Below are 26,974 nucleotides of genomic sequence, written 5' to 3' on the forward strand. Positions count from 1 at the left end.
TCATGAAGCTCCTCGCCGCGATGCGGTGGCCGGAGGTCGAGCCGGCCGTGGTGCTGGTCCCGGTGGGATCGCTGGAGCAGCACGGTCCGGCCCTCGGCCTGGCCACCGATGCCCTCGTCGCGGCGCACGTCACCAGGCGTGCGGCCTCCGAGCTGGACCGGGGAGACCAGTCCTTCGTCGTCGCACCCACGGTTTCCTACGGCGCGAGCGGCGAGCACGAGGACTTCCCCGGGACCATCTCGATCGGCCACGAGGCGCTGCACCTGATGCTGCTGGAGCTGGGCCGATCGGCCTGCCGCTGGGCGCCCGGCGTGGTCTTCGTCAACGGGCACGGTGGCAACGTCGCCTCGCTGGTGAGCGCCGTGACCCAATTGCGCGAGGAGGGTCGAGGCGTCGCCTGGACGTCGTGCCGGGCGAGCGACCTCGACGCGCACGCGGGTCGCTCGGAGACGTCGCTGATGCTGGCCCTCGCCCCGGACACCGTGGCCCGGGACCGGTTGGTGCCGGGCTGCACGGATCCCGTCGCCAGCCTGATGCCGCGGCTGCGGGCCGAGGGTGTACGTGCGGTCTCGCCGACCGGCGTCCTCGGCGACCCGACGACGGCGACAGCAGCTGCGGGCCGACGGATCCTCGCGGAGATGGTCGACCGACTGGTCGTCGAGCTGACCGCCCTGGACGTCGGAACCCACGGGCGGCTGACATGGACGTGAACCTGCCGGCGGACTTCGGATTCAGCCTGGCTTCGCGGGTGCGGGTCTGTGACGACGGTGCGCAGCTGGTCGCCGACGGCAGGGTGGTCCGGTTGGCCCCGGCGGCTCGGCGACTCGTGGAGCGAGCACCGTTGAGCATCGGCGGCAATCGGCGCGCGGGTGACCTCGCCCGGCTGCTGCTCGATCGTGGCCTGGCCGATCCCTGGTGGCCCGCGCCTCCGCCGCGCGACGGAGACGTCGACGACGTCACGCTCGTGGTGCCGACGCGCGACCGGGCCGCAGCCGTCGAACGCCTGCTCGCAGCGCTGCCCGCCCACCTCCCCGTCGTCCTCGTCGATGACGGATCGCGCGATGCCGCGGCACTGGTGGCCGTCGCGGCCAGGTACGGCGCCCGACTCGTCCGGCTCCCCGTCAACCGGGGTCCGGCGGCCGCGCGCAACGCCGGCCTCCGGGTCGCCACGACGCCGTACGTCGTCTTCTGCGACTCCGACGTGCTGCCGGAGCCGGGGTGGCTCGGCATCCTGCGACGACACTGCGACGACCCGGCCGTGGCGATCGTCGGACCACGTGTGCGTGGTCATGCCCCCTGCGACGAGGACTCCTGGCTCGACCGCTACGAACAGGCGCGCTCGTCGCTCGACCTCGGCCCGACTCCGGCGGCGGTCCGGGTGCACGGCGCGGTCGCCTACCTCCCGAGCGCCTTCCTGCTGGTCCGGCGCGCGGCCCTCGAGGACCCCGCCGTGGGCGGCGCGTTCGACGAACGGATGCGGGCAGGCGAGGACGTCGACCTGGTCTGGCGGCTGCTGGGAGCCGGGTGGCGGATCCGCTATGAACCGGCGGCCGAGGTCCGCCACGACCACCGCACCCGGCTCGGGCCGTGGCTTGCCCGCAAGGCGTTCTACGGCACCTCGGCCGCACCTCTCGCGGCCCGCCACTCGTCAGCTGTCGCGCCGGTCGTGCTCACCCCGACCACTGCGGTCCTGTCGGTCGCGCTGCTGGCTCAGCGCCGATGGTCGGGTCCCGTGGTGGTCGCGGCGCTGGCCTTCGCAACCGCACAGGGCGCCCATCGGCTCGGGGCGAGCAGGCGCCCGGTGGCCACCGCCGGAACGCTCGCGATCGAGGGGGCAGTCGCGTCCGGCTGGCAGACCGCGTCCGCGCTCACCCGTCATCACTGGCCGCTGGCGGTGCTGTGGGCGTTGCGTTCCCGGCGCGGCCGCCGGGCGCTCCTGGTCGCGGCCGTCGCCGAGGCGCTGGCCGACCGGGCACGGGTGCGTCCCGGCCTGGGCCCGGTGCGCTACGCGATCGCTCACCGGCTCGATGACCTCGCCTACGGTGCGGGCGTCTGGTGGGGAGTCCTGCGTGAACGCTCGGCGCGTGCGTTGCTCCCGGAGGTGCGCTGGCCCGCGGCGGCCCGTCGGGTTCAGGCGTCCAGCATCGACCGCCAGTCGAGCATCCGCTCCGTGATCAGCTCGGCCCGCGCCGCGGCGTCGCGGCCGTCGAGAACCGCCACGTCGGCGGGTGCGGCGCGCAGGTAGGTGCCGGCGGTCCGCGCCCGGAAGTCGTCGGCGCGCGTGGTGAACCAGCCGCTGGCGTGGTCGGGGGCATCGAGCCGGATCTCGCCCGTGCCGTCGAGCTCGGGCGCCCCGGCGTGCCGGGGGCGTTCGCCCTTCCAGTAGTAGAAGATCCCGGCCGGGTCCGTCCTCTCCTGGGTGGCTTCCGAGCGGTACCGGGCCGACAGGGTGCCGTCCTCCTGCCACGCGCGCCCGTCGAGAGCGAGCGCCCCGGTGCGGTCCCGCGAGATCCGCAGGAGGCTGATCGCCGACGGCTCTTCCTCGCTGCGCGCGGTCAGTGACAGCTGCCACCACGGGCCCTCGATGCCCGCGGGCTCCCACTCGGCTTCGATGGCCGTGCGGATCTTCTGGTTGATCGAGCGGATCTCTGCTGGTCCGGGGTCCTCGGAGTAGCGCACGCACGTCAGCCCGAGCAGGTCGCTCGGCAGCTTGGCGCCGTTGGCGTGCAGGATGAACGTGCGCCCCATGCCGAGGACGCCGCCGAAGAGGCCGGCCTCGAAGACCACGTTGTCGCGGGGCGATGCCTGGCCGACGACCTCGCCGTCGGGCAGGGACGTCCAGTCGTCCTGGGCGAAGATGAAAGCTGCGAAGTCGACCTCACTGGTCAGGTCCACCAGCCGGGAAAGCGTCGAGGTGCCCGGGTTGAACGTCGTGGTCCACGGCTCCACGTCAGCGACGTCGGCCAGGCCACGGGTCAGCGCCTTGAGCAGCTTCTCCTGCTTGCCGGACGAGCCCAGGAAGATGCGCGGCTTCGACATCTCAGATCCTCCACGCGGCGAGCTTGTCGGGGTTCACGACCATCCACACGTCGGTCACCAGTCCGGCAGCCACCTGCAGGTTGACGACGCCGAGGACGTCGTCGCCCTCGAGCCAGACGAAACCGAGGCCGTCGGCGGTGGGGCGCTCGACCAACCGCCACGTCGGCCGCTTGTCGAGGCAGCCGAGCACGAAGCGCGCCACGTTCGACGGACCCAGGATCGGATTGCGCGCGGCGCTGACCACGCCGCCGCCGTCCGAGCGCAGCACGACTGACGGGTCCAGCAGTGCAGCGAGCGCTCCGAGGTCGCCGCCGGACGCGGCCGAGCCGAAGGCGCGGACGACGGCGTCGTGCTCCGGCGCAGTCGCGACGGTGCCGCGGTGCGCGGCGACCCGGCGCCGGGCCGAGCTCGCGAGCTGGCGTACGGCGGCCGGGGAACGTCCCACGACGTCAGCGATCTCGCCGAAGGGCACCGCGAAGACGTCGTGCAGCACGAACGCCACCCGCTCGGGCGGTGTCATGGCGTCGAGCACGACGAGCAGGGCCGTGCTCACGGTGTCGTCGAGGGTGACCCGGTCCGCGGGGTCCGTGGCGTGCGAGGAGAGGGTGAGCAGGTCGGCGGGCACCGGCTCGGGGAGCCACGGGCCGACGTACTGCTCCCGGCGGGCGCGCGCCGACTTCAGCACGTCGAGGCAGACCCGGCTGGCGACCCGGGTGAGCCAGCCCTGCGGGTTGTCGATCGCGGCGCGCTCGTCCTCGCTGAGCCGGTACCAGCGCAGGTAGGTCTCCTGCACGGCGTCCTCGGCCTCCTGGAGGGTGCCGAGCATCCGGTAGCCGAGAGCGATCAGGCGGCTGCGCTCGGTCATCACGTCGTCGAGGTCTTCGACCGTTCGGTCCACCGGCTCACGTCCTAGGGGGGTCATGGTGATCTGACGAGACAGCACGACGAAGTGTGAGCACCTCACATCCGCAGGCCCTGTCTCGTCAAGTGATCGAGGGCCGCAGACGGCAGTCCTCGACCACTGAACCAGAGAACGGAAGGCAGGAAGCACCATGCTCCCGCACGCCAACATCACCAAGCTCGTCCCCGGCCTGTACGAGGCCCAGCTCGCGGCCGACAAGGCAGCGGACGACGCCGCGGTCGCGGCCGGTCTGGACCCGCTGCTCGTCGAGCTGGTCAAGATGCGCGCCTCGCAGCTGAACGGTTGCGCGTTCTGCCTCCGCATGCACGCCCGCGACGCGATCGTGAGGGGCGAGACACCCGACCGTCTCGCCGTCGTCGCCGCGTGGTGGGAGTCGCAGTACTTCACTCCCCAGGAGCAGGCCGCGCTCGCGCTCACCGAACAGATCACCCGGATCGGCGACCTCCACACCGCCGCCGCGCCCGCCGTCGACGTCGAGGCGGCGCTCGACGAGAAGCAGGTGGCGGCAGTCATCGCCATCGCCATCGCGATCAACACCTGGAACCGGATCGCCATCGCCAGCCACTATCCGGTCGCTGCCTGAGCCGCTCCCTGAGTCGATCCCTCGGGGGAGTGATCGCCGTCACAGTCCGGGAGTACTGTGACGGCATGGACGAGCTCCTGGAGCGCCGCCGCGAGGCCCTCTCGGCCTGGACCACCTTCGTCGAGGAGGGGGATCGGGCGACGCCCCTCGTGCGCCCCGAGATCCTCGACAGCTGGGCCCGTTCGGCCTCGGTCGACCGGGGCGTTGTCCGTGCGCCGCTCGCCGACGAGTCCGAGACCAACGCGTTCTGGCAGGGCTCGCCGCTCCAGATCGCCGTCGAGCGCGTCGAGGAGGAGCTCCGTCGTACGGCGGAGGACGGCGACCTGGTCCTGGCCGTCACCGACGCCGACACCCGGGTGCTGTGGACGTACGGCGGCCGGGTGATGCGCCGCAAGGCGGAGACCGTCAACTTCGTCCCCGGCGGGCGCTGGGACGACCGCTCGGTCGGCACCAATGCCCTGGACCTCGCCAACCGGCTCGACCGCCCGGCGATGGTCTTCAGTGCCGAGCACTACGCGCCGATCGTCCACAACTGGGTGTGCTGGGCGGCCCCGGTGCACGACCCGGTCAGCGGCACCAAGCTCGGCGTGCTCGACATCTCGACGACCTGGGAGCGCACCCACCCCATCGGGCTCGCGACCGCGCGGGTGCTCGCCCGGCTCGTCGAGCAGGCGCTGCCGCGCACCCAGATGTACGCCACGCAGCAGGCCGCGCTCGACGAGACCTTCGAGCCCGGCCTGGTGCTCAGTGTGCTCGGCACCGCCGAGGCGCACGTCGACGGACAGCGGCTGCTGCTCAACCGTCGGCAGAGCGAGATCCTCGCCCTGCTGGCGCTGCACCCCGACGGCTTGTCCCTGGAGCAGCTCCACGCGCTCCTGTACGGCGACCACGCGGTCACCTTCTCCACGCTCAAGGCCGAGGTCTCGCACCTGCGCCACGCCCTCGCCGGCCAGCTCGCCTCGCGTCCCTACCGCCTGCTGATGCCCGTCGCCACCGACGTGGACCACGTGCTCGCCCTCCTGCGCCGCGGCAACGTCGCCGCTGCCGTCGAGGCCTATGGCGGCGACCTGTTGCCCGGCACCGAGAGCCCCGGCCTGGTCCAGATGGGGGAGTACGTCGCTGTCGCGGTCCGCGAGGCGCTGCTCGCCGACCCGCAGCCCGATGCCGTGCTGCGCTACATCGAGCTGGCGCCGTACGACACGGCGGTGCTGGAAGCCTGTCTCGCCCAGCTCGGTCGTGACGGCCGGCTGCGCCACCCGGCCATCCCGTTGCTCAAGGCCCGCCTCTCCATCGCCGACGTGTAGCCCTCGACCGAACGCGCCGCCTGTGCCGCCGTTGGCTACCCTCGCCTTCGTGAGGTCGTCATGACGGGTGGTGAAGCCGAAGCGGACGTGATCCAGCCTGTCCTGCGGCCGGTCGACCTGCTCCGCCTGGCGGGCATCACGGTCTTCGTCCTCGGGCTCGTCGCGTACATGCAGGCCAACGGGCTGCCCCGGCAGGGCTACCAGGTGGTGATCATCCTCTGGCTGGCCACGGTCGCCTGGGACGTACGCCGTCCTGCGCGGGAGCACCTGGCGTTCCTGCGGGACTGGTGGCCGCCGTTCGCCGTGCTCCTGCTCTACCTCTACAGCCGCGGCGTCTCGGACAACCTCGGGATCCTGGGCGTGAGCTACACGTGGCCGGTCGACGCCGATCGCTGGCTGTTCGGCGGCACGCTGCCGACCGAGTACCTCCAGGCACACCTGTGCGGCGTGCCCTGCACGCAGTCCCTGCAGCCACGCTGGTACGACGTCGTCCTCACCACGGTGTACTACTCCCACTTCTTCGCCGCCCTCGCGATCGGCGCCGTGCTGTGGAAGCGCAACAGGGCCGCGTGGGTCGGCTACATGCGGCGCTACCTGTCCATCATGTTGCTCTCGGTCGCCGGTTACATCCTGTACCCGATGGCACCGCCGTGGATGGCCGCGCGCGACGGCTACCTGACCGACGACGTCGCCCGGATCACCGGACGGGGCTGGTTCGATCTCACCGCCTCGAGCCGGTCGGTCCACAGCAGCCCCGGGACCACGGCCCAACAGGACTTCTCCTCCATCGGCAACCAGGTCGCGGCGATGCCGTCACTGCACTCGGCGCTGGCGATCTTCATCGCCTGGTGGGTCGTGGCGCACTTCCGTACGCCGTGGCGCTGGACCGTGCTGCTCTATCCGGCCAGCATGCTCTTCTCGCTCGTCTACTACGCCGAGCACTACGTCGTCGACGAGATCGCGGGCGGCCTGCTCGTCGTGGTCGTGATGGCGGGCTGGGCGTGGTGGGACCGTCGGCGTCAGACCACGCCGGCGACGTAGGAGCTCAGATCCCGATCGGGTGCCAGACCGTCTTCGCCTCGACGAAGGCGGTCATGCCGGACAGTCCCGGGTCGGCGGTCCAGTCCGGCTCGGCGCCGGGCGCGCGGCGTACCCGCTTGAGGTTGTCGGCGGCGGCGACCTCGAGGGACGTCGCGAGCTCGGCGGAACCGGCCACGCCCACCAGGTCGATGGCGTTGACGTCCATGTGGGCGGCCAGCCACGGACCGAGCGTCGCGGCGTCACCGGTGAGGATGTTGATGACACCACCGGGGACGTCGGAGGTGGCCAGCACCTCGGCGAAGGTGACCGCCGGCAGCGGTCGGGCGTACGACGACACGACCACCGAGGTGTTGCCGGTGACGATGACCGGGGCGACCACGGAGACCAGGCCGAGCAGCGACGAGGCCTGCGGGGCCAGCACGGCCACCACGCCCGTCGGCTCGGGTGCGGTGTGGTTGAAGAACGGGCCGGCGACCGGGTTGGCGTTGCCGATCACCTGGGCGAGCTTGTCGGCCCAGCCGGCGTACCAGACCAGACGATCGACGGCCTGGTCCACCTGGTTGCGCGCGGCGGCAGCGGTCGCGCCCTCGGACTGGCGGATCGCTTCCTCGAACTGCGGGCGACGGTCCTCCATCACCTCGGCGATCCGGTAGACGACCTGGCCACGGTTGTACGCCGTGCGTGAGGACCAGCCACGGAAAGCACCCCTGGCAGCGACCACGGCGTCCCGGACGTCCTTGCGCGACGCCAGAGCCGCGTTGGCCACGAACTTCCCCTTGCTGTCGTTCACCTCGTAGGAGTAGCCCGACTCGGAGCGCGGGAACGCGCCGCCGATGTAGAGCTTGTACGTCTTGCGTACGTCGATGCGTGCCATCAGAGAGACGCTCCCTTGAGGTAGGCAGCCAGGCCCTGCCGGCCGCCCTCGCGGCCGTAGCCGGATTCCTTGTAGCCGCCGAACGGGCTGGCGGGATCGAACTTGTTGAAGGTGTTGGCCCACACCACGCCGGCGCGGAGCTCGGACGCCATGTGCAGGATTCGGGAGCCCTTCTCGGTCCACACACCGGCAGACAGGCCGTACGGCGTGTTGTTGGCCTTCTCGACGGCCTCGGCCGGCGTGCGGAAGGTCAGCACGGACAGCACCGGGCCGAAGATCTCCTCGCGCGCGATCCGGTGGGCCTGGGTGACGCCGGTGAAGATCGTCGGGGCGAACCAGAAGCCGGCCGACGGCAGGTCACAGGCGGGCGACCAGCGGTCGGCACCCTCGGCGTCACCGATGCCGGTGAGCTCACGGATCCGGGCGAGCTGCTCGGCGGAGTTGATCGCGCCGATGTCGGTGTTCTTGTCGAGCGGGTCGCCCACGCGCAGCGTGCCCATCCGGCGCTTGAGCTTGGTGAGCAGCTCGTCGGCGATCGACTCCTGCACCAGCAGCCGCGAACCCGCGCAGCAGACGTGGCCCTGGTTGAAGAAGATGCCGTTGACGATGCCCTCGACCGCCTGGTCGATGGCCGCGTCGTCGAACACGATGTTGGCGGCCTTGCCGCCGAGCTCGAGGGTGACCTTCTTGTCGGTCCCGGCGACGGCGCGGGCGATCGCCTTGCCCACGTCGGTCGATCCGGTGAACGCGACCTTGTCGACGTCCGGGTGGCTGACGATCGCCTGTCCGGTCGAGCCGGCCCCGGTGACGATGTTGACGACGCCGGGCGGCAGGTCGGCCTGCTGGCAGATCTCGGCGAACAGCAGCGCCGTCAGCGGCGTGGTCTCGGCCGGCTTGAGGACGACGGTGTTGCCGCATGCGAGCGCCGGCGCGATCTTCCACGCCAGCATCAGCAGCGGGAAGTTCCACGGGATGACCTGACCGGCGACGCCGAGCGGCTGCGGGTTCGCGCCGAGCCCGGCGTGCTCGAGCTTGTCGGCCCAGCCGGCGTAGTAGAAGAAGTGAGCGGCAACGATCGGTACGTCGACGTCGCGGCTCTCCTTGATCGGCTTGCCGTTGTCGATCGACTCCAGCACCGCCAGCTCACGGCCGCGCTCCTGGATGATCCGGGCGATCCGGAAGAGGTACTTGGCCCGCTCCTTGCCCGACATCCGCGACCAGCCGCGGAACGCCCGGCGTGCGGCCTTCACCGCGAGGTCGACGTCGGCGTCGCTGGCCTCGGCGATCTCGGCGAGGGTCTCCTCGGTGGCGGGGTTGATCGTCTTGAACGACGAGCCGCGTCCGTCGACGAACTCGCCGTCGATGAACAGGCCGTACGACGCCTTGATGTCGACGATGCTGCGCGACTCGGGGGCGGGTGCGTATTCGAACGTGTTCGACTTCTTGGGCATGGGATCAGTCCAGGGTGAAGTAGTCGGGACCGCTGTAGCGGCCGGTCGTCAGCTTGGTCCGCTGCATCAGCAGGTCGTTGAGGAGCGTCGAGGCGCCGAACCGGAACCAGTCCGGGTCGAGCCAGTCCTCGCCGGCGATCTCGTTGACCATGACGAGGTACTTGATCGCGTCCTTGGTCGTCTTGATGCCGCCGGCGGGCTTCACGCCGATCTGGACGCCCGTCGCCTCGCGGAAGTCGCGGACCGCTTCGAGCATCACCAGGGTGACCGGCAGGGTCGCTGCCGGCTGCACCTTGCCGGTGGAGGTCTTGATGAAGTCGGTGCCGGCGAGCATCGCCAGCCAGGACGCACGGCGGACGTTGTCGTAGGTCTGCAGCTCGCCGGTCTCGAAGATCACCTTGAGGTGCGCGTGGGTGCCGTCCGGTCGGGCACAGGCCTCGCGCACGGCGACGATCTCCTCGAACACCTGGAGGTAGTGGCCCGCGAGGAACGCGCCACGGTCGATGACCATGTCGATCTCGTCGGCGCCGGCCGCAACCGCGTCGCGGGTGTCGGCGAGCTTGATCGCCATGGACGCGCGGCCGCTGGGGAACGCGGTGGCGACGGCCGCGACGTTCACCCGGTCACCGACGATCGCCTTCACCTCGCCGACCAGGTCGCCGTACACGCAGACGGCGGCGGTCGAGGGGCACGACGGGTCGGCCGGGTCCGGGTGCAGGGCCTTGGCGCCCAGTGCCCGCACCTTCCCGGGGGTGTCCTGGCCCTCGAGCGTGGTCAGGTCGACCATCCGGATGGCGAGGTCGATCGCCCACGCCTTCGCGGTGGTCTTGATCGAGCGCGTCCCGAGTCCGGCGGCGCGCGCCTCGGCGCCGACCTGGTCGACCCCCGGCAAGCCGTGGAGGAACCGGCGCAGCGACGCTTCGCTGGCCGTCACTTCGGAGTACGCCGCGAGTCCCGGATGGGGATCGGTGGGGGCGGTGGTCGGCATCTGCCCAGCATAGGGTTGTGGGCGTGCAGAGCGAAGGCGTGAAGAAGGCGGAGCGTTTCAGTACGGGCGGCAAGGCCGGCGGGGTGTGCGGGATCATCAGCGTGGTGGTCGTGATGGTGCTCAGCGCCCTTGACCCGACGGGTGACCTGCCGCTGTGGTCCTACCCGTGCGCCGCCTTCGCGATGGTCGCCATGTGGGCCGTCCTGCTGCGTCCGGGCATCGTGCTGGGGCCGGACGAGGTGGAGCTGCGCAACATCCTGCACAGCCGGTGGATCCCGTACGCCCGCATCACCGAGGTGAAGGTCGACATCGTGACGACGTTCCAGACCGACGAGGGCCCGTACGTCGCCAGCGGGTTCGGTCGCAGTCGTCGCAAGATCCGCCGCGACGGTCGTGGCCTGGTCGAGGAACAGCCGACGAACCCGTCGCTCGGCTGGCTCGTCGAGCAGAAGCTGCTGCGCCGGATCGACGACGCGAAGTACGCAACCGGTGAGGTCGGCCCGATCCGCCGTGCCTGGGCCTGGCCGGTGATCGTCGCGTTGTCGGCGACGGCCCTCGTCACCCTGGTGGCCGTCGTCCTCCGCTGACACCCGGCTCGTAGGCTGCTCCGCATGCAGACACCCGCCCGGCTCGTTGCCGCCGCCGTCCTGTCCTTCGCCGTCCTCGCCACGAGCGCCTGCGGCGACTCAGGGGACAAGGAGGCCAAGGACAACGAGACGACCTCGGAGGCGCCGACTGATGCGCCCGCCGCGACCGGCGCCGAGTGCACGGCCGAGGACGTCAAGGTCGAGGGTGGTTTCGGCGACGAGCCCACGATCACGATCCCGGACGACTGCAGCCCGCCGACGACCCTGATCTCCAAGGACCTCGTCGCCGGCGGCGGCGCGGGCGCGGAGAACGGTGGCACCGTCCTGGCGAACTATCACCTCGTCACCTGGTCGGACAAGCAGGTGCTCGACAGCTCGTTCCAGCGAGGCGCGCCCTACCCGGTCGAGAACATCGGCCAGGCGCAGGTCATCGAAGGCTGGAACCAGGGCCTGATCGGCATGAAGAAGGGCACTCGCCGCCTGCTCATCGTGCCCCCGGCACTCGGCTACGGCGCGGGTGGCAACGGTGTGCAGCCCGACGAGACCCTGGTCTTCGTGATCGACGCGGTGGACGTCAGCTAGGCACCGGCGGTCAGATCCCGGCCGCTGCGGCGATGTCCGTCCGCAGCGCCACCAGGCCGGTGGCTGCCTCGGTCCGCGCCGTCGCCACGTCGCCGTCGCGCACGGGTACGACGACCTCGAGGTAGCACTTGAGCTTGGGCTCCGTCCCGCTCGGTCGTACGACGACACGACCGCCGTCCGCGGTGCGGTAGCGCAGCCCGTCGGTCGGCGGGAGCTCCTTCGACCCGGCGGTCAGGTCCTCCGCGGACACCACGGCCGACCCGCCGAGCGTGGTGGGCGGGGTGGCCCGCAGCTGCGCCATGGCGGCGGCGATCTCGGACAGGTCGGTCACCCGCACCGAGAGCTGGTCGGTCGCGTGCAGGCCGTAGGTCACGGCGATGTCGTCCAGCAGGTCGAGCAGGCCCCGGCCCTCGGCCTTCGCGGCAGCCGCGATCTCGCAGAGCATCAGGGCGGCGGAGACGCCGTCCTTGTCGGCGACGTGGGTCGGGTCGACGCAGTAGCCGAGCGCCTCCTCGTAGCCGAAGACGAGGTCCGGCAGCCGGCCGATCCACTTGAAGCCGGTGAGCGTCTCGACGTAGGGCTGGCCGTGCGCTGCCGCCATCGTGCCGAGCAGTGAGGAGGACACGATCGAGGTGGCGTAGACGCCTTCCTTGCCCGAGCGCAGCAGGTGGTCGGCGAGCAGCGCGCCCACCTCGTCGCCGCGCAGCATCCGCCAGCCGTCCGGCCCCGGGACGGCCGCGGCCGCCCGGTCCGCATCGGGGTCGTTGGCGATCACGATGTCGGCGCCGTTGGCGGTCGCCAGGGCGATGGCGAGGTCGATCGCGCCGGGCTCCTCGGGGTTCGGGAAGGCGACGGTCGGGAAGTCGGCGTCCGGGTGCTCCTGCGCCGGCACGATCTCGGGTGCGTCGAAGCCTGCAGTCTCGAGCACTGCGGGCAGCGCGCTGGCGCCGACGCCGTGCAGCGGGGTGTAGACGATGGCGAGGTCGCGCGGCCCGTCACCGGCGATGCCGGCTGCCCGGTCGAGGTAGGCGTCGATGATGCCCTCGTCCAGTACGCGCCCCTTTGCGGACTTCAGCGACTTGCGGGGCACCGAGTCGAGCGAACCGACGGCGTCGATCCGGGCGGCGATGCCGGTGTCGGCGGGCGGCACGATCTGGCTGCCGTCGCCGAGGTACACCTTGTAGCCGTTGTCCTGCGGCGGGTTGTGGCTCGCCGTCACCATCACGCCGGCGACGCAGCCGAGCTCGCGGATCGCGAAGGCGAGCAGCGGTGTCGGCAGCGGGCGGGGGAGCAGCAGCGGACGCAGGCCGGCCCCGCTCATCACCTCGGCCGTGTCCTGGGCGAACACGTCGGAGTTGTGGCGGGCGTCGTACCCGATGACGACGGAGGCGCCGGGTTCGGCACCCTCGCTGAGGAGGTACGACGCCAGGCCGGCCGCTGCGCGGATCACGACGATCCGGTTCATCCGGTTCGGCCCCGCACCGAGCGCGCCGCGCAGGCCGGCGGTTCCGAACTCCAGCGTCCCGCGGAAGCGGTCGGCAAGGTCGGCCAGCGCTTCCTGGTCGAGTCCGTCCTCGACCGCCGAGATGATGCCCGACAGCTCGATGCGGGTGGCTTCGTCAGGATCCTCGGCTCGCCAGGCCAGAGCGCGGGCCAGCAGGATGTCGGTGTCGGGGGTGGTCACCGGGCCACGTTAGCGCCCGGGTCAGGCATCGATGGTGGTCATGTCGCCGTACCGCGCACCGGCGACGGCGTCACGCGGGACGGCGTCGGCGAGGGCGGCCAGGTCGGCTTCGCTGAGGACGACGTCTGCCGCGCCGATGTTCTCCTCGAGGTACAACACCCGCTTGGTGCCGGGGATCGGTACGACGTCGTCACCCTGGGCGAGCACCCACGCCAGGGCGAGCTGTCCCGGAGTGCAACCGTGCTGTGAGGCCAGGTCGGTGATCCGGCTGACCAGGACGAGGTTCGCCGCCAGGTTGTCGCCCTGGAAGCGCGGGAAGTAGGCGGTCGAGCGGCTGTCGCCCTCGTCCGGCTCTGTCGTGATCGCGCCGGTCAGGATCCCCCGCCCGAGCGGCGAGTAGGGCACCAGCCCGATGCCGAGCTCGCGGATCGTCGGGAGGATCTCGTCCTCGATGTCGCGGGTGAAGAGGGAGTACTCCGTCTGCAGTGCGGTGATCGGGTGCACCGCGTGGGCGCGGCGGATGGTCTCGGCCGAGGCCTCGGACAGGCCGAGGTGGCGGACCTTCCCGGCCTCGACCAGCTCCTTCATGGCGCCGACGGTCTCCTCGATGGGGACCGTCTTGTCGACGCGGTGCTGGTAGTAGAGGTCGATGTGGTCGACGCCCAGCCGCTCCAGCGAGGCGTCGCAGGCCGCGCGGACGTACTCGGGCCGGCCGTTGATGCCGACCCGCGTGCCGTCGGGAAGCCGCTCGTTGCCGAACTTGGTCGCCAGCTGGACCTCGTCACGACGTCCGCCGATCGCCTTGCCGACGAGGCGTTCGTTGGTGAACGGGCCGTACATGTCGGCGGTGTCGAGGAAGGTCGCACCCAGGACGAGTGAGCGGTGGATCGTCGCGATGCCGCCGGCCTCGTCGGGGCTGCCGTAGAACTCCGACATGCCCATGCAGCCGAGGCCGAGGGCGGAGACCGTGAGGGGAGAAGTGGTGCCGAGAGCGCGGGTGGAGAGGGTCATGCGCTCCAGCAAACCCCCTGGAGTGCGCTCCAGGTCAAGCAGAGATCTCCAGACGACGCAGTCGGTCCTCGTAGATGCCGATCTTGTGGTCGATGGCACCCAGGTGTGAGGTGACCTCGGCGAGCTGCTGGAGGACCTGTTCGCGATGCGCCTGCAGGAGCTCGAGGCGCTGCAGCTCGTTGCCGTCACCAGCCCGGACCAGGTCCGCATAGCGTCGTACGTCGCGGATGGGCATGCCGGTGGCGCGCAGGCGCGTGACGAGAACGATCCAGCGGACGTCGTCCTCGTCGTACCGGCGATGGCCCGAGGACGTGCGCGACACGGGTCGAAGCAGGAGGCCGTCCTTCTCGTAGTAGCGCAGCGTGTCGGAGGTGAGGCCGAGCGTCTCGGCGGCCTCCGCGATCGTGAGTCCGACGACGGGCATGCTTCAGTGTCACCCCTGAAGTGCGCTCCAGGTCAACCCGGCAGTCCGCCATGATGTCGTCATGCGCCGCTCGTTTGCGTTCGAGAGCTCGTGGGAGGTCGCTGCCCCGGTGGAGCGGGTCGCGGAGACGGTCGTCGACCTCGAGCACTACCCCGAGTGGTGGCCGCAGGTGCGTGCCGTCGCGAAGCTCGGCCCGGACACCGCCTGGGTCCGCTGCCGCTCGACGCTGCCCTACACGCTCGACCTGGTGCTCGACGCCGTGAGCCGTACGCCGCCTGTCGTCGAGGTGAGGATCAGCGGCGACCTCGAGGGGTACGCCCGCTTCACCCTGTCCTCGACCGAGATGGGCACGCGGCTCGACTTCGCGCAGGAGGTTGAGGTGTCCGGAATGTTGGGGATCCTGTCGGGGATCGCCCGGCCGGTGATGACGTGGAACCACGACCGGATGATGGCGGGTTGTCGCGAGGGGTTGGTGCGGCACGTGCTCGCTCGTTGAGGAGCGCCACGCGCTGCCGCCCGCATTCGGCCGGTCTAACCGGAGTTTCCCCGGCGTCACACGCCGGCCATCCTCCGCCTAACGCCCTAAACCGGCCGAGCTGAGCGCGCGCTGCTTCGCGATGAACTTCGTCGCCGCCTTGTTGACGAACACGGGGGCGAGCCGGCCGACGCGCCAGGCCATCCGTGCCTGTCGCGGCTCGATCACCAGCGCCCGGTTGCCGGCCACGGCCTCCAGGACGCGCAGGGCGAGCAGGTCGGGGTCGACGGGGTTCTTGATGCCCTGGCCCTCGAGGTAGAAGTCGCGGCCGCGGAAAGCGCCGAACTCACCCTTGTCGAGGATCGGGGTGTCGACGGCTGCCGGACAGACCGCGGTGACGCCGACGCCGTACGCCGCCGCCTCGGTGCGCAGCGCCAGGGACAGACCGACCACCGCGTGCTTGGTGGTGACGTACGACGTCATCAGGCCGGCCGCCATCAGGCCGCCCATCGAGGCGGTGTTCACGATGTGTCCCGAGCCCTGCTTGATCATCTGCGGGTACGCCGCGTGCACACCGTGCACGACGCCGCGGATGTTGACGTCGATGATCGCGTTCCACTGGGCCAGCGTGAGGTCCTCGGTGTTGCCGAGGAAGGTGATGCCCGCGTTGTTGAACATCAGGTCGAGACGCCCGTGCTGGGCAACGACTGCGTCGACGGCCCCCTGCACGTCGTCGACCGACGTGACGTCGACGCGGCGAGCGGTTGCGGACCCGAGACCGACCGCCGTGGCTGCCACGGACTCGGCGCCGGCGAGGTCGACGTCCGCGCAGACCACGTGCGCTCCGGCGGCGACGAGGGCGCGGGTGAGCGCGGCGCCGATCCCGGATCCGCCGCCGGTGACGATCGCGGTCTGTCCGGTGAGGTCGGGGGCGCTCATGCGAAGGCCTTCTCGATCAGCCCGACCAGGTCGGGGTAGCGCTTGAGGTGGGCGCCGCCGTTGACGGCCATGGTCTCGCCGGTGATCCACGCGGCGTCGTCGGAGAGCAGGAAGCGGACCGCTGCGCCGATCTCGGAAGGCTCTCCCGAGCGGCCGAGCGGGGTGTTCTCGAGGTAGTCCTCGCGGATGCCGGCGATGTCCATGGCGGGGGCGGTCAGGGGAGTGACGACCAGGCCGGGCGCGACCGCGTTGACCCTGACCTGGCGGTGCGCCAGCTCCAGGGCGGTGACCTCGGTGAGGGCGACCAGGCCCGCCTTCGAGGCGCAGTACGCCGCCAGGCCGGTGCCGGGCTGGGTGGCGTTGAGCGACGACAGGGACACCAGCGAGCCACCGTCGGCGACCCGCCTCCCGGCGTGCTTGAGCACGAGGAAGGCACCGGTCAGGCAGACGTCCACGACGCGCCGCCACTCGGCTGCGTCGTGGTCGACGACCCGCGACAGGGTGCTCACCCCGGCGCAGTTGACGACGCCGGTGAAGCTGCCGTGGTCCGTGACCACCCGCTCGAAGAGTGCCTCCACCGACGCCTCGTCGGTGACGTCGACATCCAGGTCGGCACCCGTCCCGGGAAGGTCGCCGATCACGACGCGATGGCCAGCGGCGACCAGGGACCGGGCGGTGGCCGCCCCGATCCCCGAGGCGCCTCCGATGACGACCGTTACCCGCATGTACCTGTCTCCTGACATTCGTCTGTTGCAGTTGACACGTGTCAACTGCTGGTCCTAACGTGACGCCCGTCACCCGAAGTTGTCAAGCAGAGACTGACCGTTCAGGAGAAACGCATGCGTGGTTCGACCGTCGCCGTGATCGGGGCCGGCATCAGCGGCCTGACGATGAGCAAGATGCTCGCCGACTACGGGATCGAGTTCGCGACCTTCGAGTCCTCGGACCGGGTCGGTGGCAACTGGGCCTTCGGCAACCCGAACGGCCACAGCAGCGCCTACAAGTCGCTGCACATCGACACCTCGAAGCACCAGCTGTCCTTCAAGGACTTCCCGATGCCCGACGAGTACCCCGACTTCCCGCACCACACGCAGGTCAAGGACTACCTCGACAGCTACACCGACGCGTTCGACCTGCGCCGCCACATTGAGTTCCAGAACGGCGTGCTGTCTGCGCGTCGCCTGCCCGCCGAGGACGGCGGCGGCTGGGAGCTCGACACCGAGCGCACCGGCACCCGCCACTTCGACGTCCTGCTCGTGGCCAACGGGCACCACTGGGACCCTCGTTTCGCCGAGAAGCCCGGCGAGTTCACCGGTACGACGATGCACTCCCACGCGTACATCGACCCGAGCACGCCGTACGACCTCAAGGGGAAGCGGATCCTGATCATCGGGCTGGGCAACAGCGCAGCCGACATCGCTGTGGAGCTGTCGAGCAAGACGCTGGACAACGAGGTGATGATCTCGACGCGGTCGAGTGCGTGGATCGTGCCGAAGTACTTCGCGGGCAAGCCGGCGGACAAGTACTACAGGACCTCGCCCCACATCCCGTACGCCTGGCAGCGCAAGTTCGTCCAGATCATGCAGCCGATGACCGCCGGCCGGCCCGAGGACTACGGCCTGCCGACCCCCAACCACAAGTTCTTCGAGGCGCACCCGACCCAGTCGGTGGAGCTGCCGCTGCGGCTCGGCTCGGGAGACCTGAGTGCCAAGGGCGACATCGAGCGCTTCGACGGGCAGACCGTGCATTTCGCCGACGGCACCTCGGCCGACTTCGACGTCGTCATCCACGCGACCGGCTACAACATCACCTTCCCGTTCTTCGACCCCGAGTTCCTCAGCGCGCCGGAGAACCACATCCGGCTCTACAAGCGGATCTTCAAGCCGGGCATCGAGGACCTCGCCTTCATCGGCTTCGCGCAGTCCACGCCGACCCTGTTCCCGTTCGTCGAGTGCCAGACCCGCCTGGTGGCGGCCTGGCTGGCGGGTCGCTACGAGCCGCCGTCGGAGGCCGAGATGGAGCGGGTCATCGACGAGGACACGCAGAAGTACACCGCGCACATGGTGCAGCGGCCACGGCACACGCAGCAGCTCGACTTCTTCCTCTACGAGCACGACATCCGGGTCAAGGAGATCCCCGCCGGTGGCGTGCGTGCAGGAGTGGCGCGATGACCGACCCCACGGATTCCGCCGGACCCGGCAGCGAGGAGCGCAGCTGGGCGCGGATGGTCGACCGGCGCAGCGTCAACCGCGGTGACCTGCGCCGCGCGGCCCTGCTCGAGGCCTTCGACGAGCTGCTGCGCGAGCAGAGCCTCGAACAGGTCAACGTCGCCGAGATCTCGCGCCGCGCCGGCGTGACCCGTTCGGCGTTCTACTTCTACTTCGAGAGCAAGGCCGTCGCGGTGCTCGCCCTGATGGCAGAGCTGTACGACGACGCGTCGGAAGCCACTGACCTCCTGGTCAAGGCGGAGGGCGAGCCACGGGAACGAGTCCGCAACGTCCTGGCCTCGCTGTTCGACTCGGTGGACCGGACCCCGCACACCTACCGGGCACTGCTCGAGGCCCGGGCCAGCAGCCCGTCCGTGCAGGAGCTCTGGGACGCGGGGCGGGCCGAGTTCGCCGGCATGGTCGCGGAGATGATCCGCCGCGAGCGGGCCAGCGGGCACGCCGTCGACGGCCCCGACGCCGCGACCCTGGCCGCCGTGCTCCTCGACCTGAACGACCACTCGATCGAGCGCCATGCCCGCGGCACCGGCCCCGGCCGGGAGCAGCACATCGACGCCATCACCCACCTCTGGATCCAAGGCATCTACGGGAGCACCTCGTGACGAACTTCAGCTTCACCTCCTCCGGCGTGCGTTGCGCCGCCACCCACTTCCCGGCGCTGGTTGAGGTGCGAGCGCCAGCGAGCCTCGAAACCAAGGCTCCGGTCGTCGTCCTCGCCCACGGCCTCGCGGGCACGCAGGACTCCGGCCTGGCGCCGTTCGCCGAGGCCTTCGCGGCAGCCGGCGTCCACGCAGTCACGTTCGACTACCGCGGCTTCGGGGCCAGCGACGGCGACCCGCGCCAGGTCGTGTCGCTGGAGGGTCAGGTGGCCGACCTGCATGCCGCCATCGACGCGGCCAAGCGGCTCGAGGGCGTCGACCCGACGCGAGTCGTGCTGTGGGGCATCTCGCTCGGCGGTGGACACGTCGTGTCGGTCGCTGCGCAGCGGGCCGACGTCGTTGCCGTGATCTCGGCGGTCCCGATGGTCGACGGTGTGGCCGCGGGGCGGCTCGCACTGCAGCACCACAGCCCCGGTCAGTTGCTGGCCTCGACGGGTCGTGGGGCGGTCAGCGCCCTGCGTCGCAAGGCAGGTCGGGGGCCGTCGATGATCCCGGTGGTGGCGATGCCCGGCGAGGTCGGCGCGCTGACCCTCTCCGGCGCCTACGAGGACTACCACTCGATCGCCGGCCCGACCTGGCGCAACGAGGTCGCAGCGGACGTCGTGATGGAGCTCGGCGGCCGCGCCCCGGCGAAGGCGGCCGCGGAGCTGTCGGTCCCGTGGCTGGTCCAGGTGGCCGACTTCGACCGGAGCGCCCCGCTCCACGCCGCGATGAAGGCCGCCTTCAGTGGCCGGGCCGAGGTCCGTCACTACCCGGGCGACCACTTCGACCTGTTCCCGGGCAAGGCCTTCCACGAGCCGGCCGTGCGGCACGCCCTCCACTTCCTGAAGCGCCACCTGGGCCTGGCCGACGTCGCCGAGGTCCACGAGGCGGAGGCTGTCCGTGTCTGACACCGTTCGCGCACTCCTGCTCCAGCACGCCGATCGCGACTCCGTCGCCCTGCGGTACGACGACCGCACCTGGACCTGGCGCGCCTACCTCGCCGAAGCCGCCGCCCGCGCCCATGTGCTGCGCAACATGGCTGATCCCGTGCGGCCGTTCCACGTCGGCGTACTCCTGCCGAACGCGCCGGAGATGGGACTGGCCATTGCCGCGGGCGCGATCGGCGGCCACGTCACCGTCGGCCTCAACGTCACCCGTCGTGGCGCGGCGTTGGCCGCGGACGTCCGTCGCGCGGACTGCCAGGTGGTGCTCACCGACAAGGAGCACCTGCCCCTCCTCGACGGCCTCGACCTCGGGGGCGCGACCGTCGTCGACACCGATGCGCCGGACTGGGCCGCCCGCGTGGCCGCCGCTCCGACCTCGACCGACGGCTTCCCGCCGGTGGAGACCATGGACACGTTCATGCTGATCTTCACCTCGGGCACCAGCGGTGATCCCAAGGCCGTGCGCGTCGCCCACTTCATGGTGGTGATGGCGGGATCTGTCCTCGCCGAGAAGTACGAGCTCGGGACCGACGACGTCGTCTACTGCTCGATGCCGCTGTTCCACAGCAATGCGGTGATGTCGGGGTTCGCGGTGAGTGCCGCCTCCGGTGCCGCGCTGGCCCTGGCGACCTTCTCTGCGAGCAGCTTCCTCGACGACATCCGGCGCCACGGGGCGACGTACCTCAACTACGTCGGGAAGCCGCTCGCCTACGTCCTCGCGACGCCGGCGCGGCCCGACGATGCCGACAACCCGCTCCGGTTCGCCTTCGGCAACGAGGCGTCCGACCGCGACATCGTCGAGTTCGCCGAGCGGTTCGGCTGCTCGGTCTGGGACGGGTTCGGGTCGACCGAGACGGCGATCATCATCACCCGGACCGAGGACACGCCGCCGGGATCGATCGGCGTCCCGTTCGAGGGCGTCGCGGTCTACGACCGCGCGACCGGGACGGAATGTCCTCGCGCGGTCAGGGACGCGAGTGGCCGGGTCGTCAACCTCGACGAGGCGGTCGGCGAGCTGGTGAACACGCAGGGCGCCGGCTTCTTCGCGGGCTACTACAACGACGAGCGGGCGACGGCGGAGCGGCTCGACGGCGGCATGTACTGGTCCGGTGACCTGGGCTACCGCGACGCCGACGGATTCGTCTTCCTCGCCGGCCGGACCGACGACTGGCTGCGGGTCGACGGCGAGAACCTCGCAGCCGCGCCCCTGGAGCAGCTGCTGCTGCGCAATGAGGCGATCTCGCAGGCAGCGGTGTACGCGGTCGCCGACGACCGGGTGGGCGACCAGGTGATGAGCGCGCTGGTGCTGCGGCAGGGCGCCGTACTCACGCCGGAAGACTTCGGGGAGTTCCTGCACGCACAGCCGGACCTGTCACCGAAGGCGTGGCCGCGGTACGTACGGATCGCGGAGGCGCTGCCCAGCACCGCCACCAACAAGGTCCTCAAGCGGGAGCTCCGGGTCGAGGGTGTGGCCACGGAGGACCCGGTGTGGGCACGCGGCGAGAGAGACAGGACCTACCGATGAGCTTCGACGTGATCGTGAAGAACGGCCGCTGGTTCGACGGGACGGGCGCTGCCTCGGCCGTCCGCAACCTCGGCATCCGGGACGGCCGGGTGGCGTCGGTCAGCGAGACTTCTCTCGACGAGACGGGCTGTCCGCGCGTCATCGACGCCGCTGGCCACTGGGTGATCCCGGGCATGGTCGACATCCACACGCACTACGACGTCGAGGTGCTCGTGCAGCCGGCGCTCGTCGAGTCGCTGCGCCACGGCGTCACGACGATCCTGCTGGGCTCGTGCTCGTTGTCGACGATCCACGCGAACCCGTCCGACGCCGGCGACCTGTTCGGTCGCGTCGAGGCGATCCCGCGTCCCTACGTCGTCGGGGCGCTGGACGAGGTCAAGACGTGGACGACGGCAGGCGAGTACGTCGCTGCGCTGGAGACCCTGCCCCTCGGGCCGAACATCGCCGCCTTCATCGGGCACTCCGACATCCGGGCGGCCCGGATGGGCCTCGAGCGGTCGACCGACGCCGCGGTGAAGCCGACCGCGACAGAGCTGGCGCAGATGGAGGCCGACCTCGTCGACGCGCTCGATGCCGGCTTCGTCGGGATGTCCTCGCAGCAGCTCATGTTCGACAAGCTGGACGGCGAGGTGTGTCGCTCGCGCACCCTCCCGTCGACGTACGCACGACGCAAGGAGCGGCGCCGCCTCAACAAGGTGCTGCGTGCCAGGGGCCGCGCGCTGCAGGGCGGACCGGACGTGGCGAAGCCGCAGAGCCTCGTGACGATGGCGTTCAGCAGCTGCGGCTGGGGTCGCAAGCCGGCACTCAAGGTCAGCCTGCTGTCGGCAGCCGACATCAAGGCCATCCCGCTGGTCGCGCACCTGTTCCCGTTGATCGCCCGGTGGGTGAACCGGTTCGGCGGCAACTTCCGGTTCCAGCACCTGCCTGTGCCGTTCGAGGTCTACGCCGACGGCATCGCGTTGGTGGTGTTCGAGGAGTTCGGCTCGGGCGCGGCGGCGCTGCACCTCTCGGACCAGGTCGACGCGCAGCGTGCGTTGCTGGTCGACGAGGACTACCGCCGTGCCTTCCGCAAGGAGTACGGCATGAAGTACGGGCCGCGGGTGTGGCACCGCGACTTCTTCGACGCCGACATCACCGAGTGCCCGGATGCGTCGGTGATCGGCAAGACCTTCGGCCAGGTCGGTGTCGATCGCGGGGGAGTCCACCCGGTCGACGCGTTCCTGGACCTGGTCGTCGAGCACGGCGACAAGGTCCGCTGGCGTACGACGATCTCCAACCACCGCCCCGCGGTGCTCGACGTGCTCGCGGCGGACCCGGGCATCCAGCTCGGCTTCTCCGACGCCGGCGCTCACCTCCGCAACATGGCGTTCTACAACTTCGGGCTCCGCCTGTTGCGGCGCGTGCGTGACGCCGAGCAGGCAGGCCGCCCGTTCATGACCGTCGAGCACGCCGTCCACCGCCTCACCGGCGAGCTCGCCGAGTGGTACGACGTCGACGCCGGCCACCTGCGTGTAGGGGACCGGGCCGACCTGGTGGTCATCGATCCCTCGCGCCTCGACGACTCGCTGGATGCGTACGCCGAGGACCCGATCCCCGCATTCGGTGGGCTGTCACGGATGGTCAACCGCAACGACGACACGGTCGTCTCCGTGCTCGTGGGTGGCACGGAGGTGTTCGCGGCGGGTGCTCTCGGCGAGACGGTCGGGGTGCGTCGAACGGGCGAGTTCCTGCGTGCGGGTGCGGGGCCTGTCAGGGCGGGGGAGTTTCGAAGGCCTGCTTGACGAGGGCATCCACCATCCACTGCTGGAGGGCGCTGACGTCCGCGGGGGCGAGCCCGGCCACATCGCTGAGCCAGACCCGGGTCTCGATGCCGCATGCGGCGCGGAGTGCGAGCGCGAGCCGGTGCACGCTCTCCTCGCCGATCGATTCCTCCAGGGGCTCGAGCGCTTCGACGAACCACGGGATGACGCGGCCTTGGCGCAGCGGCAGCTCGTGCGGCACCTCTCCCAGCGAGAGGCGAAGCATCGCGCGCTGCTGTGGTTCGGTGTCCTGGACGCGACCGATGACGAACGCAGCAACGGCGGCCACGCGATCGTCGACGGCTTCCGGAGGCGGGTCGGGAAGGGCGGAGGTGGTCGCCGTCTCCGGGAACGCAGCAGCGAGAAGCTCGGCCTGGGACGCGAAGTAGCGGTAGGCGGTGGGGCGGGAGATCCCGGCGGCCTTGGCGACCTCCTCGACACGGGGCGTTTCGCCCGAGCTGATCAGCTCGCGCGCTGCGGCGATCAGCTGGTCGCGGGTGCGTTGCTTCTGCTGGGCGCGACCCGAATCGAGGTAGTCCGTTGACATGGGCTTCATGATATGTCAATCTCATTACGAGACGCTAGTCTCACGAACGATTCGGAGTGTCAGATGACTGAGAAGACGACGCTCGCGCCGGTGATCCGACGGGCAGGCGAGGGCGAGAAGCGATGGTTCTTCGGCGGTGGGGTCTTCACCTGGAAGCTCGGCAGTGCCGACGAGGAGATCAGCCTGATCGAGATCGACATGGTCGAGGGCAAGTGGACGCCGGTCCACACCCACCCGGTCTCGGAATCGATGTGGGTGCTCGACGGACAGATTCGGTACCGCATCAACGACGACGAGCACGAGCTCGGCGCTGGTGACTTCGTGATGGTGCCCCCGGGGGTGCCGCACGCATTCCTCGTCACGAGCGGGACGGCCAAGGTGCTCGGCATCCAGCCCACGTGCGAGTGCGAGCCCTTCTACCTGGGCGCCAGCGAACCCTTCGAGGGATCGGCGTGCATCGTGGACTTCACCCGGATCGCGAGGAGCGCCGAGGAGAACGGCGGCATCGAGATCGTTGGACCTCCGCCCTTCTAACGACGTGCTGACTGGTCGCCGGTGAACCGGCGACCCACCCGCGCGATCACCTCGATGAGCTCTACGGGCTCCTCCACGGTGAAGTCGCAGTCGAAGCTCGCGAGGATCATCACCGGCCAGTCGAGGCTGTCGGTGTTGAGCGTCATCACGCAGGAGTCCCCGGTCGCCTCGACCGTTCCCCACCTGCCCATGTAGGCCTCGACGTCGGCGGCCGGCGCGACCATCCGGACCCGCACCTGGTGGCGTTGGGGCCGGCTGCGCAGGCCGTTGCTGACGAACGCGGCCGCGTCGCCACCCGGCACCTCGCGGGGTGCGAAGCGTTGCCCGGTCGTGGTCGGCGTACCCGCGATCCGGTCGATGCGGAAGGACCGCCAGTCGTGGCGGTCCCGGTCGTACGCGACGAGGTACCACCGGCGCCCGATGTTGACCATCCGGTGCGGCTCGACCCGACGCGTGGTCGCGGCTCCGTCGGCCGCGACGTAGTCGAAGGACACCGCCTCGTCGTCGCGGCAGGCCTGGGCGAGCGTGGTCAACACCTCGGCGTCGAGCGTCGGCCCGCCCGACCAGGGCAGGGCATCGGTCTGCGTCTTGAGGGCGTCCATGCGGCGCCGCAGTCGGGGCGGCATCAGCCCGATCACCTTGGTCAGCGCCTGGACGGCGGTGTCCTCGAAGCCGGGTACGCCGCCGCCGGCCGCGGCGCGCAGGCCGACCGCGATGGCGACTGCTTCGTCGTCCTCGAGCAGCAGCGGCGCCATGCTGCCGCCGGCCCGCAGCTGGTAGCCGCCGGCCACGCCACGCACCGCGTCGACGTCGTACCCGAGGTCGCGCAGGCGCTCGACATCGCGCCGCACGGTCCGCTCGCTGACCTCCAGCCGGTCGGCGAGGTCGCCCCCGGCCCAGAACCGGTGGGTCTGGAGCAGGGACAGCAGGCGGAGCATCCGGGCGCTCGTACTCATGTTCTCCAGACTAGTTCGCATTCAGGACAGAAACTGACCTAAAGGCTTCCTAGCGTTGTCCTCATGGAGATCAACCAGAACACGAAGAGCAGTGGCCCGGTGATCCGCACCGTCGGACTCACCCGCCACTTCACCCGAGGCAAGGAGACGATCGAGGCCGTGCGCGGCCTCGACCTGGAGGTCGCGGCCGGCGAGCTGGTCGCGTTCCTCGGTCCCAACGGCGCCGGCAAGTCCACGACGCTGCGCATGCTGACGACCCTGATCGCACCGACGGAGGGCACGGCCGAGGTGGCCGGCTTCGACGTCGTCCGTGACCGCGCCGCCGTACGTCGTTCGATCGGGTACGTCGGCCAGGGCAATGCCGCGGGCCACCAGTTCCGCGGCCGTGACGAGGTGATGTGCCAGGCGCGCGCCCACGGTCTCTCGCGGCGCGACGCCCGGGTCCGTACCGAGGAGCTGCTCGAGGCGTTCGACCTGACCGAGCATGCCGACCGCCCGGTCGCCCAGCTCTCCGGGGGCCAGCGGCGCCGGCTCGACGTGGCCATCGGCCTCGTCCAGGAGCCGCCGATCCTGTTCCTCGACGAGCCCTCCACGGGTCTGGACCCGCAGAACCGGGCCAACCTCCAGGAGCAGGTACGACGCCTCAACGCCGACCTCGGCACCACGATCGTGCTGACGACGCACTACCTCGAGGAGGCCGACGCGCTCGCCGGCCGGGTCGTCGTCATCGACCACGGCGAGGTGATCGCCGACGACACCGCGGCGCGCCTCAAGTCCGCGCTCGGCGACCTCGTGTCGATGGAGTTCGCCGACGCACACGCCGCGCGAGCAGCGGCCGAGCGCGCCGATCGCATCGCTGGAGCCCAGATCACGGTCAACGGCACCCACGTCGCCGTGCGTGCCGCCTACGGCCGTGACGCGGCGCCCGGCCTGGTGGCCGACCTCGCCGCAGCCGGCACGCCCGTCAGCCGCCTCGAGGTCGCGGGCCCGACTCTCGACGACGTCTTCCTCAACCTCACCGGCCGCAGCCTGCGTGAGTCCCAGAACGAGACCGCCACCACCGAAGGAGCGGCAGCATGACCATCGACATCGAGACCCCCACGGCCACGGCGCCCGCCGTTCGTCGTACTCCCGTCAAGGCGGAGCCGGTCGGCCTGGTCGCCGACATCGTCAACGTGCTCGTCCGCGAGCTGCAGCCCGTGTTGCGCCAGCCGGCCTCGGTCCTGTTCGCCATGGTGCAGCCGCTGGTGTTCCTGGGCCTGTTCGCGCCCCTGCTCCCCGACACCGGCGACGGGTCCGCGTTGCAGTGGTTCGTCCCCGGCATCGTCGCGATGACCGCGCTGATGAGTGCGTCGTTCACCGGCGCCAACCTGAGCGAGGAGATCATCAGCGGCTCGTTCGAGCGCCTCCTCGTCTCGCCGGTACGACGATCGGCACTCATGGTCGGCAAGGCACTGCGCGAGATGGTGCCGCTGGTCCTGCAGACGGTGATCATCGTGGCGGTGGTGACGCCGTTCAGCTTCGACCTGCACCTGCTGGGAGTCCTCACGGGCGTCGCGGTGCTCGTGCCGTTCAGCGTCGGTCTCGGCGCGCTGAGCCTGGCCCTGGCCATCGCGGCCAAGGAGCAGGCGTGGGTGTTCTGGACCGTGCAGCAGACGGCGATCTTCCCGTTGCTCCTGCTCAGCGGCGTCCTGCTGCCGATCGACGGAGCGCCCGGCTGGCTGAAGACGGCCTCCGACCTCAACCCGATGAAGTACGTCGTCGACGCCGAACGGCACCTGTTCGCCGGCTCGTTCCCCGTCGACACCCTGGCCGCTGGCTTCGGCGCCTCGGTCCTGGTCGCCGCGTTCGGCCTGTGGGTCGGCGTACGGACGATGAACCGGGCGAGCTAGAGCCCGA

At 70.6% G+C, this 26,974-nt stretch carries 28 protein-coding genes; 16 read left to right on the forward strand and 12 right to left on the reverse strand.

The features are described 5' to 3' along the window. Positions 1–2 precede the first annotated feature (2 nt). Both mftE and mftF read left to right on the forward strand, forming a co-directional pair. Positions 3–710 (forward strand): mycofactocin biosynthesis peptidyl-dipeptidase MftE, encoded by a 708-nt coding sequence (gene mftE / locus ASD84_RS18195; protein ID WP_056713431.1) that lies wholly within the window; start codon positions 3–5, stop codon positions 708–710. Further along, on the forward strand, positions 701–2,245 hold the full coding sequence (gene mftF / locus ASD84_RS24850; protein ID WP_082573791.1) for a mycofactocin biosynthesis glycosyltransferase MftF: 1,545 nt from the start codon (positions 701–703) through the stop codon (positions 2,243–2,245). Before mftE ends, mftF begins: the two co-directional genes overlap by 10 nt. Here the strand turns inward: mftF and ASD84_RS18200 are convergent. Together ASD84_RS18200 and sigJ are read right to left on the reverse strand one after the other, a co-directional pair. Continuing rightward, positions 2,131–3,039, reverse strand: a complete 909-nt coding sequence (locus ASD84_RS18200) for a TIR domain-containing protein (RefSeq protein ID WP_056713433.1) — start codon at positions 3,037–3,039, stop codon at positions 2,131–2,133. The two genes, mftF and ASD84_RS18200, sit on opposite strands and share 115 nt — an antisense overlap. 1 nt (position 3,040) lies before the next feature. Continuing rightward, a complete protein-coding gene (gene sigJ / locus ASD84_RS18205) occupies positions 3,041–3,937 on the reverse strand; it encodes an RNA polymerase sigma factor SigJ (protein WP_235531171.1) in 897 nt (298 codons plus the stop codon). Between the two features lie 154 nt (positions 3,938–4,091). On the opposite strand from sigJ, the gene ASD84_RS18210 reads away from it, so the two are divergent. The 3 genes from ASD84_RS18210 (at position 4,092) to ASD84_RS18220 (ending at position 6,889) form a co-directional block, all read left to right on the forward strand. Beyond that, positions 4,092–4,544 (forward strand): carboxymuconolactone decarboxylase family protein, encoded by a 453-nt coding sequence (locus ASD84_RS18210; protein ID WP_056713434.1) that lies wholly within the window; start codon positions 4,092–4,094, stop codon positions 4,542–4,544. A 65-nt stretch (positions 4,545–4,609) separates the two neighbouring features. After that, positions 4,610–5,848 carry a hypothetical protein gene (locus ASD84_RS18215; protein ID WP_056714874.1) on the forward strand — a complete coding sequence of 413 codons (1,239 nt, stop codon included), beginning with the start codon at positions 4,610–4,612 and terminating at the stop codon, positions 5,846–5,848. A 60-nt stretch (positions 5,849–5,908) separates the two neighbouring features. After that, complete coding sequence (locus tag ASD84_RS18220) at positions 5,909–6,889, forward strand: phosphatase PAP2 family protein (protein WP_056713436.1); 981 nt, start codon at positions 5,909–5,911, stop codon at positions 6,887–6,889. 4 nt (positions 6,890–6,893) lie between these two features. On the opposite strand, the gene ASD84_RS18225 is transcribed toward ASD84_RS18220, so the two are convergent. Genes ASD84_RS18225 through deoC form a run of 3 tightly spaced genes read right to left on the reverse strand, consistent with a single transcriptional unit; the run spans position 6,894 to position 10,202 of the window. Next, positions 6,894–7,763 (reverse strand): aldehyde dehydrogenase family protein, encoded by an 870-nt coding sequence (locus ASD84_RS18225; protein ID WP_056713438.1) that lies wholly within the window; start codon positions 7,761–7,763, stop codon positions 6,894–6,896. Then, positions 7,763–9,214, reverse strand: coding sequence for an aldehyde dehydrogenase family protein (locus ASD84_RS18230; protein WP_056713440.1), 1,452 nt, complete (start codon positions 9,212–9,214; stop codon positions 7,763–7,765). Before ASD84_RS18230 ends, ASD84_RS18225 begins: the two co-directional genes overlap by 1 nt. Positions 9,215–9,218: 4 nt before the next feature. Continuing rightward, positions 9,219–10,202 carry a deoxyribose-phosphate aldolase gene (gene deoC / locus ASD84_RS18235; RefSeq protein ID WP_056713442.1) on the reverse strand — a complete coding sequence of 328 codons (984 nt, stop codon included), beginning with the start codon at positions 10,200–10,202 and terminating at the stop codon, positions 9,219–9,221. Between the two features lie 23 nt (positions 10,203–10,225). Between deoC and ASD84_RS18240 the strand changes: the two genes are divergently transcribed. Both ASD84_RS18240 and ASD84_RS18245 read left to right on the forward strand, forming a co-directional pair. After that, complete coding sequence (locus tag ASD84_RS18240) at positions 10,226–10,789, forward strand: hypothetical protein (protein ID WP_156392086.1); 564 nt, start codon at positions 10,226–10,228, stop codon at positions 10,787–10,789. Positions 10,790–10,813: 24 nt separating this feature from the next. After that, a complete protein-coding gene (locus ASD84_RS18245) occupies positions 10,814–11,371 on the forward strand; it encodes an FKBP-type peptidyl-prolyl cis-trans isomerase (RefSeq protein ID WP_056713446.1) in 558 nt (185 codons plus the stop codon). 10 nt (positions 11,372–11,381) lie between these two features. Here ASD84_RS18245 and ASD84_RS18250 read toward each other — a convergent pair whose 3' ends face one another. The 3 genes from ASD84_RS18250 to ASD84_RS18260 are packed head-to-tail and all read right to left on the reverse strand — an operon-like array spanning position 11,382 to position 14,490. Beyond that, positions 11,382–13,055, reverse strand: coding sequence for a phospho-sugar mutase (locus ASD84_RS18250; protein ID WP_056713447.1), 1,674 nt, complete (start codon positions 13,053–13,055; stop codon positions 11,382–11,384). A 21-nt stretch (positions 13,056–13,076) separates the two neighbouring features. Further along, positions 13,077–14,066: an aldo/keto reductase gene (locus tag ASD84_RS18255; RefSeq protein WP_056713449.1), complete on the reverse strand. Its 990-nt coding sequence runs from the start codon at positions 14,064–14,066 to the stop codon at positions 13,077–13,079. Positions 14,067–14,100: 34 nt separating this feature from the next. Further along, complete coding sequence (locus tag ASD84_RS18260) at positions 14,101–14,490, reverse strand: MerR family transcriptional regulator (protein WP_056713451.1); 390 nt, start codon at positions 14,488–14,490, stop codon at positions 14,101–14,103. 61 nt (positions 14,491–14,551) lie between these two features. Here ASD84_RS18260 and ASD84_RS18265 point away from each other — a divergent pair, with 61 nt between their 5' ends. Then, positions 14,552–14,986 carry an SRPBCC family protein gene (locus ASD84_RS18265; protein WP_056713453.1) on the forward strand — a complete coding sequence of 145 codons (435 nt, stop codon included), beginning with the start codon at positions 14,552–14,554 and terminating at the stop codon, positions 14,984–14,986. A gap of 78 nt (positions 14,987–15,064) precedes the next feature. On the opposite strand, the gene ASD84_RS18270 is transcribed toward ASD84_RS18265, so the two are convergent. Next, a complete protein-coding gene (locus ASD84_RS18270) occupies positions 15,065–15,904 on the reverse strand; it encodes an SDR family NAD(P)-dependent oxidoreductase (RefSeq protein WP_056713455.1) in 840 nt (279 codons plus the stop codon). After that, complete coding sequence (locus tag ASD84_RS18275) at positions 15,901–16,629, reverse strand: SDR family NAD(P)-dependent oxidoreductase (protein ID WP_056713457.1); 729 nt, start codon at positions 16,627–16,629, stop codon at positions 15,901–15,903. Before ASD84_RS18275 ends, ASD84_RS18270 begins: the two co-directional genes overlap by 4 nt. A gap of 114 nt (positions 16,630–16,743) precedes the next feature. Here ASD84_RS18275 and ASD84_RS18280 point away from each other — a divergent pair, with 114 nt between their 5' ends. Genes ASD84_RS18280 through ASD84_RS18300 form a run of 5 tightly spaced genes read left to right on the forward strand, consistent with a single transcriptional unit; the run spans position 16,744 to position 23,020 of the window. Further along, complete coding sequence (locus ASD84_RS18280; protein ID WP_056713460.1) at positions 16,744–18,075, forward strand: flavin-containing monooxygenase; 1,332 nt, start codon at positions 16,744–16,746, stop codon at positions 18,073–18,075. Then, positions 18,072–18,731, forward strand: coding sequence for a TetR/AcrR family transcriptional regulator (locus tag ASD84_RS18285; protein ID WP_056713462.1), 660 nt, complete (start codon positions 18,072–18,074; stop codon positions 18,729–18,731). Before ASD84_RS18280 ends, ASD84_RS18285 begins: the two co-directional genes overlap by 4 nt. Further along, positions 18,728–19,678, forward strand: a complete 951-nt coding sequence (locus tag ASD84_RS18290) for an alpha/beta hydrolase (RefSeq protein ID WP_056713463.1) — start codon at positions 18,728–18,730, stop codon at positions 19,676–19,678. Before ASD84_RS18285 ends, ASD84_RS18290 begins: the two co-directional genes overlap by 4 nt. After that, positions 19,671–21,239 carry a fatty-acid--CoA ligase FadD1 gene (gene fadD1 / locus ASD84_RS18295; protein WP_056713465.1) on the forward strand — a complete coding sequence of 523 codons (1,569 nt, stop codon included), beginning with the start codon at positions 19,671–19,673 and terminating at the stop codon, positions 21,237–21,239. Before ASD84_RS18290 ends, fadD1 begins: the two co-directional genes overlap by 8 nt. Continuing rightward, a complete protein-coding gene (locus ASD84_RS18300) occupies positions 21,236–23,020 on the forward strand; it encodes an N-acyl-D-amino-acid deacylase family protein (protein ID WP_056713466.1) in 1,785 nt (594 codons plus the stop codon). The genes fadD1 and ASD84_RS18300 overlap by 4 nt, the downstream gene beginning before the upstream one ends. Here the strand turns inward: ASD84_RS18300 and ASD84_RS18305 are convergent. Then, entirely contained in the window at positions 22,989–23,585 is a 597-nt protein-coding gene (locus tag ASD84_RS18305) for a TetR/AcrR family transcriptional regulator (RefSeq protein WP_056714877.1), read from the reverse strand. The genes ASD84_RS18300 and ASD84_RS18305 overlap by 32 nt on opposite strands. A gap of 63 nt (positions 23,586–23,648) precedes the next feature. Between ASD84_RS18305 and ASD84_RS18310 the strand changes: the two genes are divergently transcribed. Then, positions 23,649–24,119 (forward strand): cupin domain-containing protein, encoded by a 471-nt coding sequence (locus ASD84_RS18310; RefSeq protein ID WP_056713468.1) that lies wholly within the window; start codon positions 23,649–23,651, stop codon positions 24,117–24,119. Here the strand turns inward: ASD84_RS18310 and ASD84_RS18315 are convergent. Next, positions 24,116–25,075, reverse strand: a complete 960-nt coding sequence (locus tag ASD84_RS18315; RefSeq protein ID WP_235531172.1) for a helix-turn-helix transcriptional regulator — start codon at positions 25,073–25,075, stop codon at positions 24,116–24,118. The genes ASD84_RS18310 and ASD84_RS18315 overlap by 4 nt on opposite strands. Before the next feature lie 63 nt (positions 25,076–25,138). Here ASD84_RS18315 and ASD84_RS18320 point away from each other — a divergent pair, with 63 nt between their 5' ends. Beyond that, positions 25,139–26,155 (forward strand): ABC transporter ATP-binding protein, encoded by a 1,017-nt coding sequence (locus tag ASD84_RS18320; RefSeq protein WP_056713472.1) that lies wholly within the window; start codon positions 25,139–25,141, stop codon positions 26,153–26,155. Then, on the forward strand, positions 26,152–26,967 hold the full coding sequence (locus ASD84_RS18325; protein WP_082573797.1) for an ABC transporter permease: 816 nt from the start codon (positions 26,152–26,154) through the stop codon (positions 26,965–26,967). Before ASD84_RS18320 ends, ASD84_RS18325 begins: the two co-directional genes overlap by 4 nt. The last annotated feature ends 7 nt before the right edge of the window (positions 26,968–26,974 follow it).

Source organism: Nocardioides sp. Root682 (genome assembly GCF_001427795.1).
GTDB lineage: Bacteria > Actinomycetota > Actinomycetes > Propionibacteriales > Nocardioidaceae > Nocardioides.

What these genes read in the sequence shown, in the direction of transcription:
- ASD84_RS18245 (WP_056713446.1), top strand. Translation starts at nt 10,814, where the DNA reads ATGCAGACACCCGCCCGGCTCGTTGCCGCCGCCGTCCTGTCCTTCGCC.
- mftF (WP_082573791.1), top strand. Translation starts at nt 701, where the DNA reads ATGGACGTGAACCTGCCGGCGGACTTCGGATTCAGCCTGGCTTCGCGG.
- ASD84_RS18210 (WP_056713434.1), top strand. Translation starts at nt 4,092, where the DNA reads ATGCTCCCGCACGCCAACATCACCAAGCTCGTCCCCGGCCTGTACGAG.
- ASD84_RS18305 (WP_056714877.1), bottom strand. Translation starts at nt 23,585, where the DNA reads ATGTCAACGGACTACCTCGATTCGGGTCGCGCCCAGCAGAAGCAACGC.
- ASD84_RS18280 (WP_056713460.1), top strand. Translation starts at nt 16,744, where the DNA reads ATGCGTGGTTCGACCGTCGCCGTGATCGGGGCCGGCATCAGCGGCCTG.
- ASD84_RS18275 (WP_056713457.1), bottom strand. Translation starts at nt 16,629, where the DNA reads ATGCGGGTAACGGTCGTCATCGGAGGCGCCTCGGGGATCGGGGCGGCC.
- ASD84_RS18285 (WP_056713462.1), top strand. Translation starts at nt 18,072, where the DNA reads ATGACCGACCCCACGGATTCCGCCGGACCCGGCAGCGAGGAGCGCAGC.
- ASD84_RS18270 (WP_056713455.1), bottom strand. Translation starts at nt 15,904, where the DNA reads ATGAGCGCCCCCGACCTCACCGGACAGACCGCGATCGTCACCGGCGGC.
- ASD84_RS18310 (WP_056713468.1), top strand. Translation starts at nt 23,649, where the DNA reads ATGACTGAGAAGACGACGCTCGCGCCGGTGATCCGACGGGCAGGCGAG.
- ASD84_RS18260 (WP_056713451.1), bottom strand. Translation starts at nt 14,490, where the DNA reads ATGCCCGTCGTCGGACTCACGATCGCGGAGGCCGCCGAGACGCTCGGC.
- mftE (WP_056713431.1), top strand. Translation starts at nt 3, where the DNA reads ATGAAGCTCCTCGCCGCGATGCGGTGGCCGGAGGTCGAGCCGGCCGTG.
- ASD84_RS18230 (WP_056713440.1), bottom strand. Translation starts at nt 9,214, where the DNA reads ATGCCCAAGAAGTCGAACACGTTCGAATACGCACCCGCCCCCGAGTCG.
- ASD84_RS18300 (WP_056713466.1), top strand. Translation starts at nt 21,236, where the DNA reads ATGAGCTTCGACGTGATCGTGAAGAACGGCCGCTGGTTCGACGGGACG.
- ASD84_RS18225 (WP_056713438.1), bottom strand. Translation starts at nt 7,763, where the DNA reads ATGGCACGCATCGACGTACGCAAGACGTACAAGCTCTACATCGGCGGC.
- ASD84_RS18215 (WP_056714874.1), top strand. Translation starts at nt 4,610, where the DNA reads ATGGACGAGCTCCTGGAGCGCCGCCGCGAGGCCCTCTCGGCCTGGACC.
- ASD84_RS18315 (WP_235531172.1), bottom strand. Translation starts at nt 25,075, where the DNA reads ATGAGTACGAGCGCCCGGATGCTCCGCCTGCTGTCCCTGCTCCAGACC.
- ASD84_RS18255 (WP_056713449.1), bottom strand. Translation starts at nt 14,066, where the DNA reads ATGACCCTCTCCACCCGCGCTCTCGGCACCACTTCTCCCCTCACGGTC.
- ASD84_RS18265 (WP_056713453.1), top strand. Translation starts at nt 14,552, where the DNA reads ATGCGCCGCTCGTTTGCGTTCGAGAGCTCGTGGGAGGTCGCTGCCCCG.
- ASD84_RS18320 (WP_056713472.1), top strand. Translation starts at nt 25,139, where the DNA reads ATGGAGATCAACCAGAACACGAAGAGCAGTGGCCCGGTGATCCGCACC.
- ASD84_RS18325 (WP_082573797.1), top strand. Translation starts at nt 26,152, where the DNA reads ATGACCATCGACATCGAGACCCCCACGGCCACGGCGCCCGCCGTTCGT.
- ASD84_RS18220 (WP_056713436.1), top strand. Translation starts at nt 5,909, where the DNA reads ATGACGGGTGGTGAAGCCGAAGCGGACGTGATCCAGCCTGTCCTGCGG.
- deoC (WP_056713442.1), bottom strand. Translation starts at nt 10,202, where the DNA reads ATGCCGACCACCGCCCCCACCGATCCCCATCCGGGACTCGCGGCGTAC.
- ASD84_RS18200 (WP_056713433.1), bottom strand. Translation starts at nt 3,039, where the DNA reads ATGTCGAAGCCGCGCATCTTCCTGGGCTCGTCCGGCAAGCAGGAGAAG.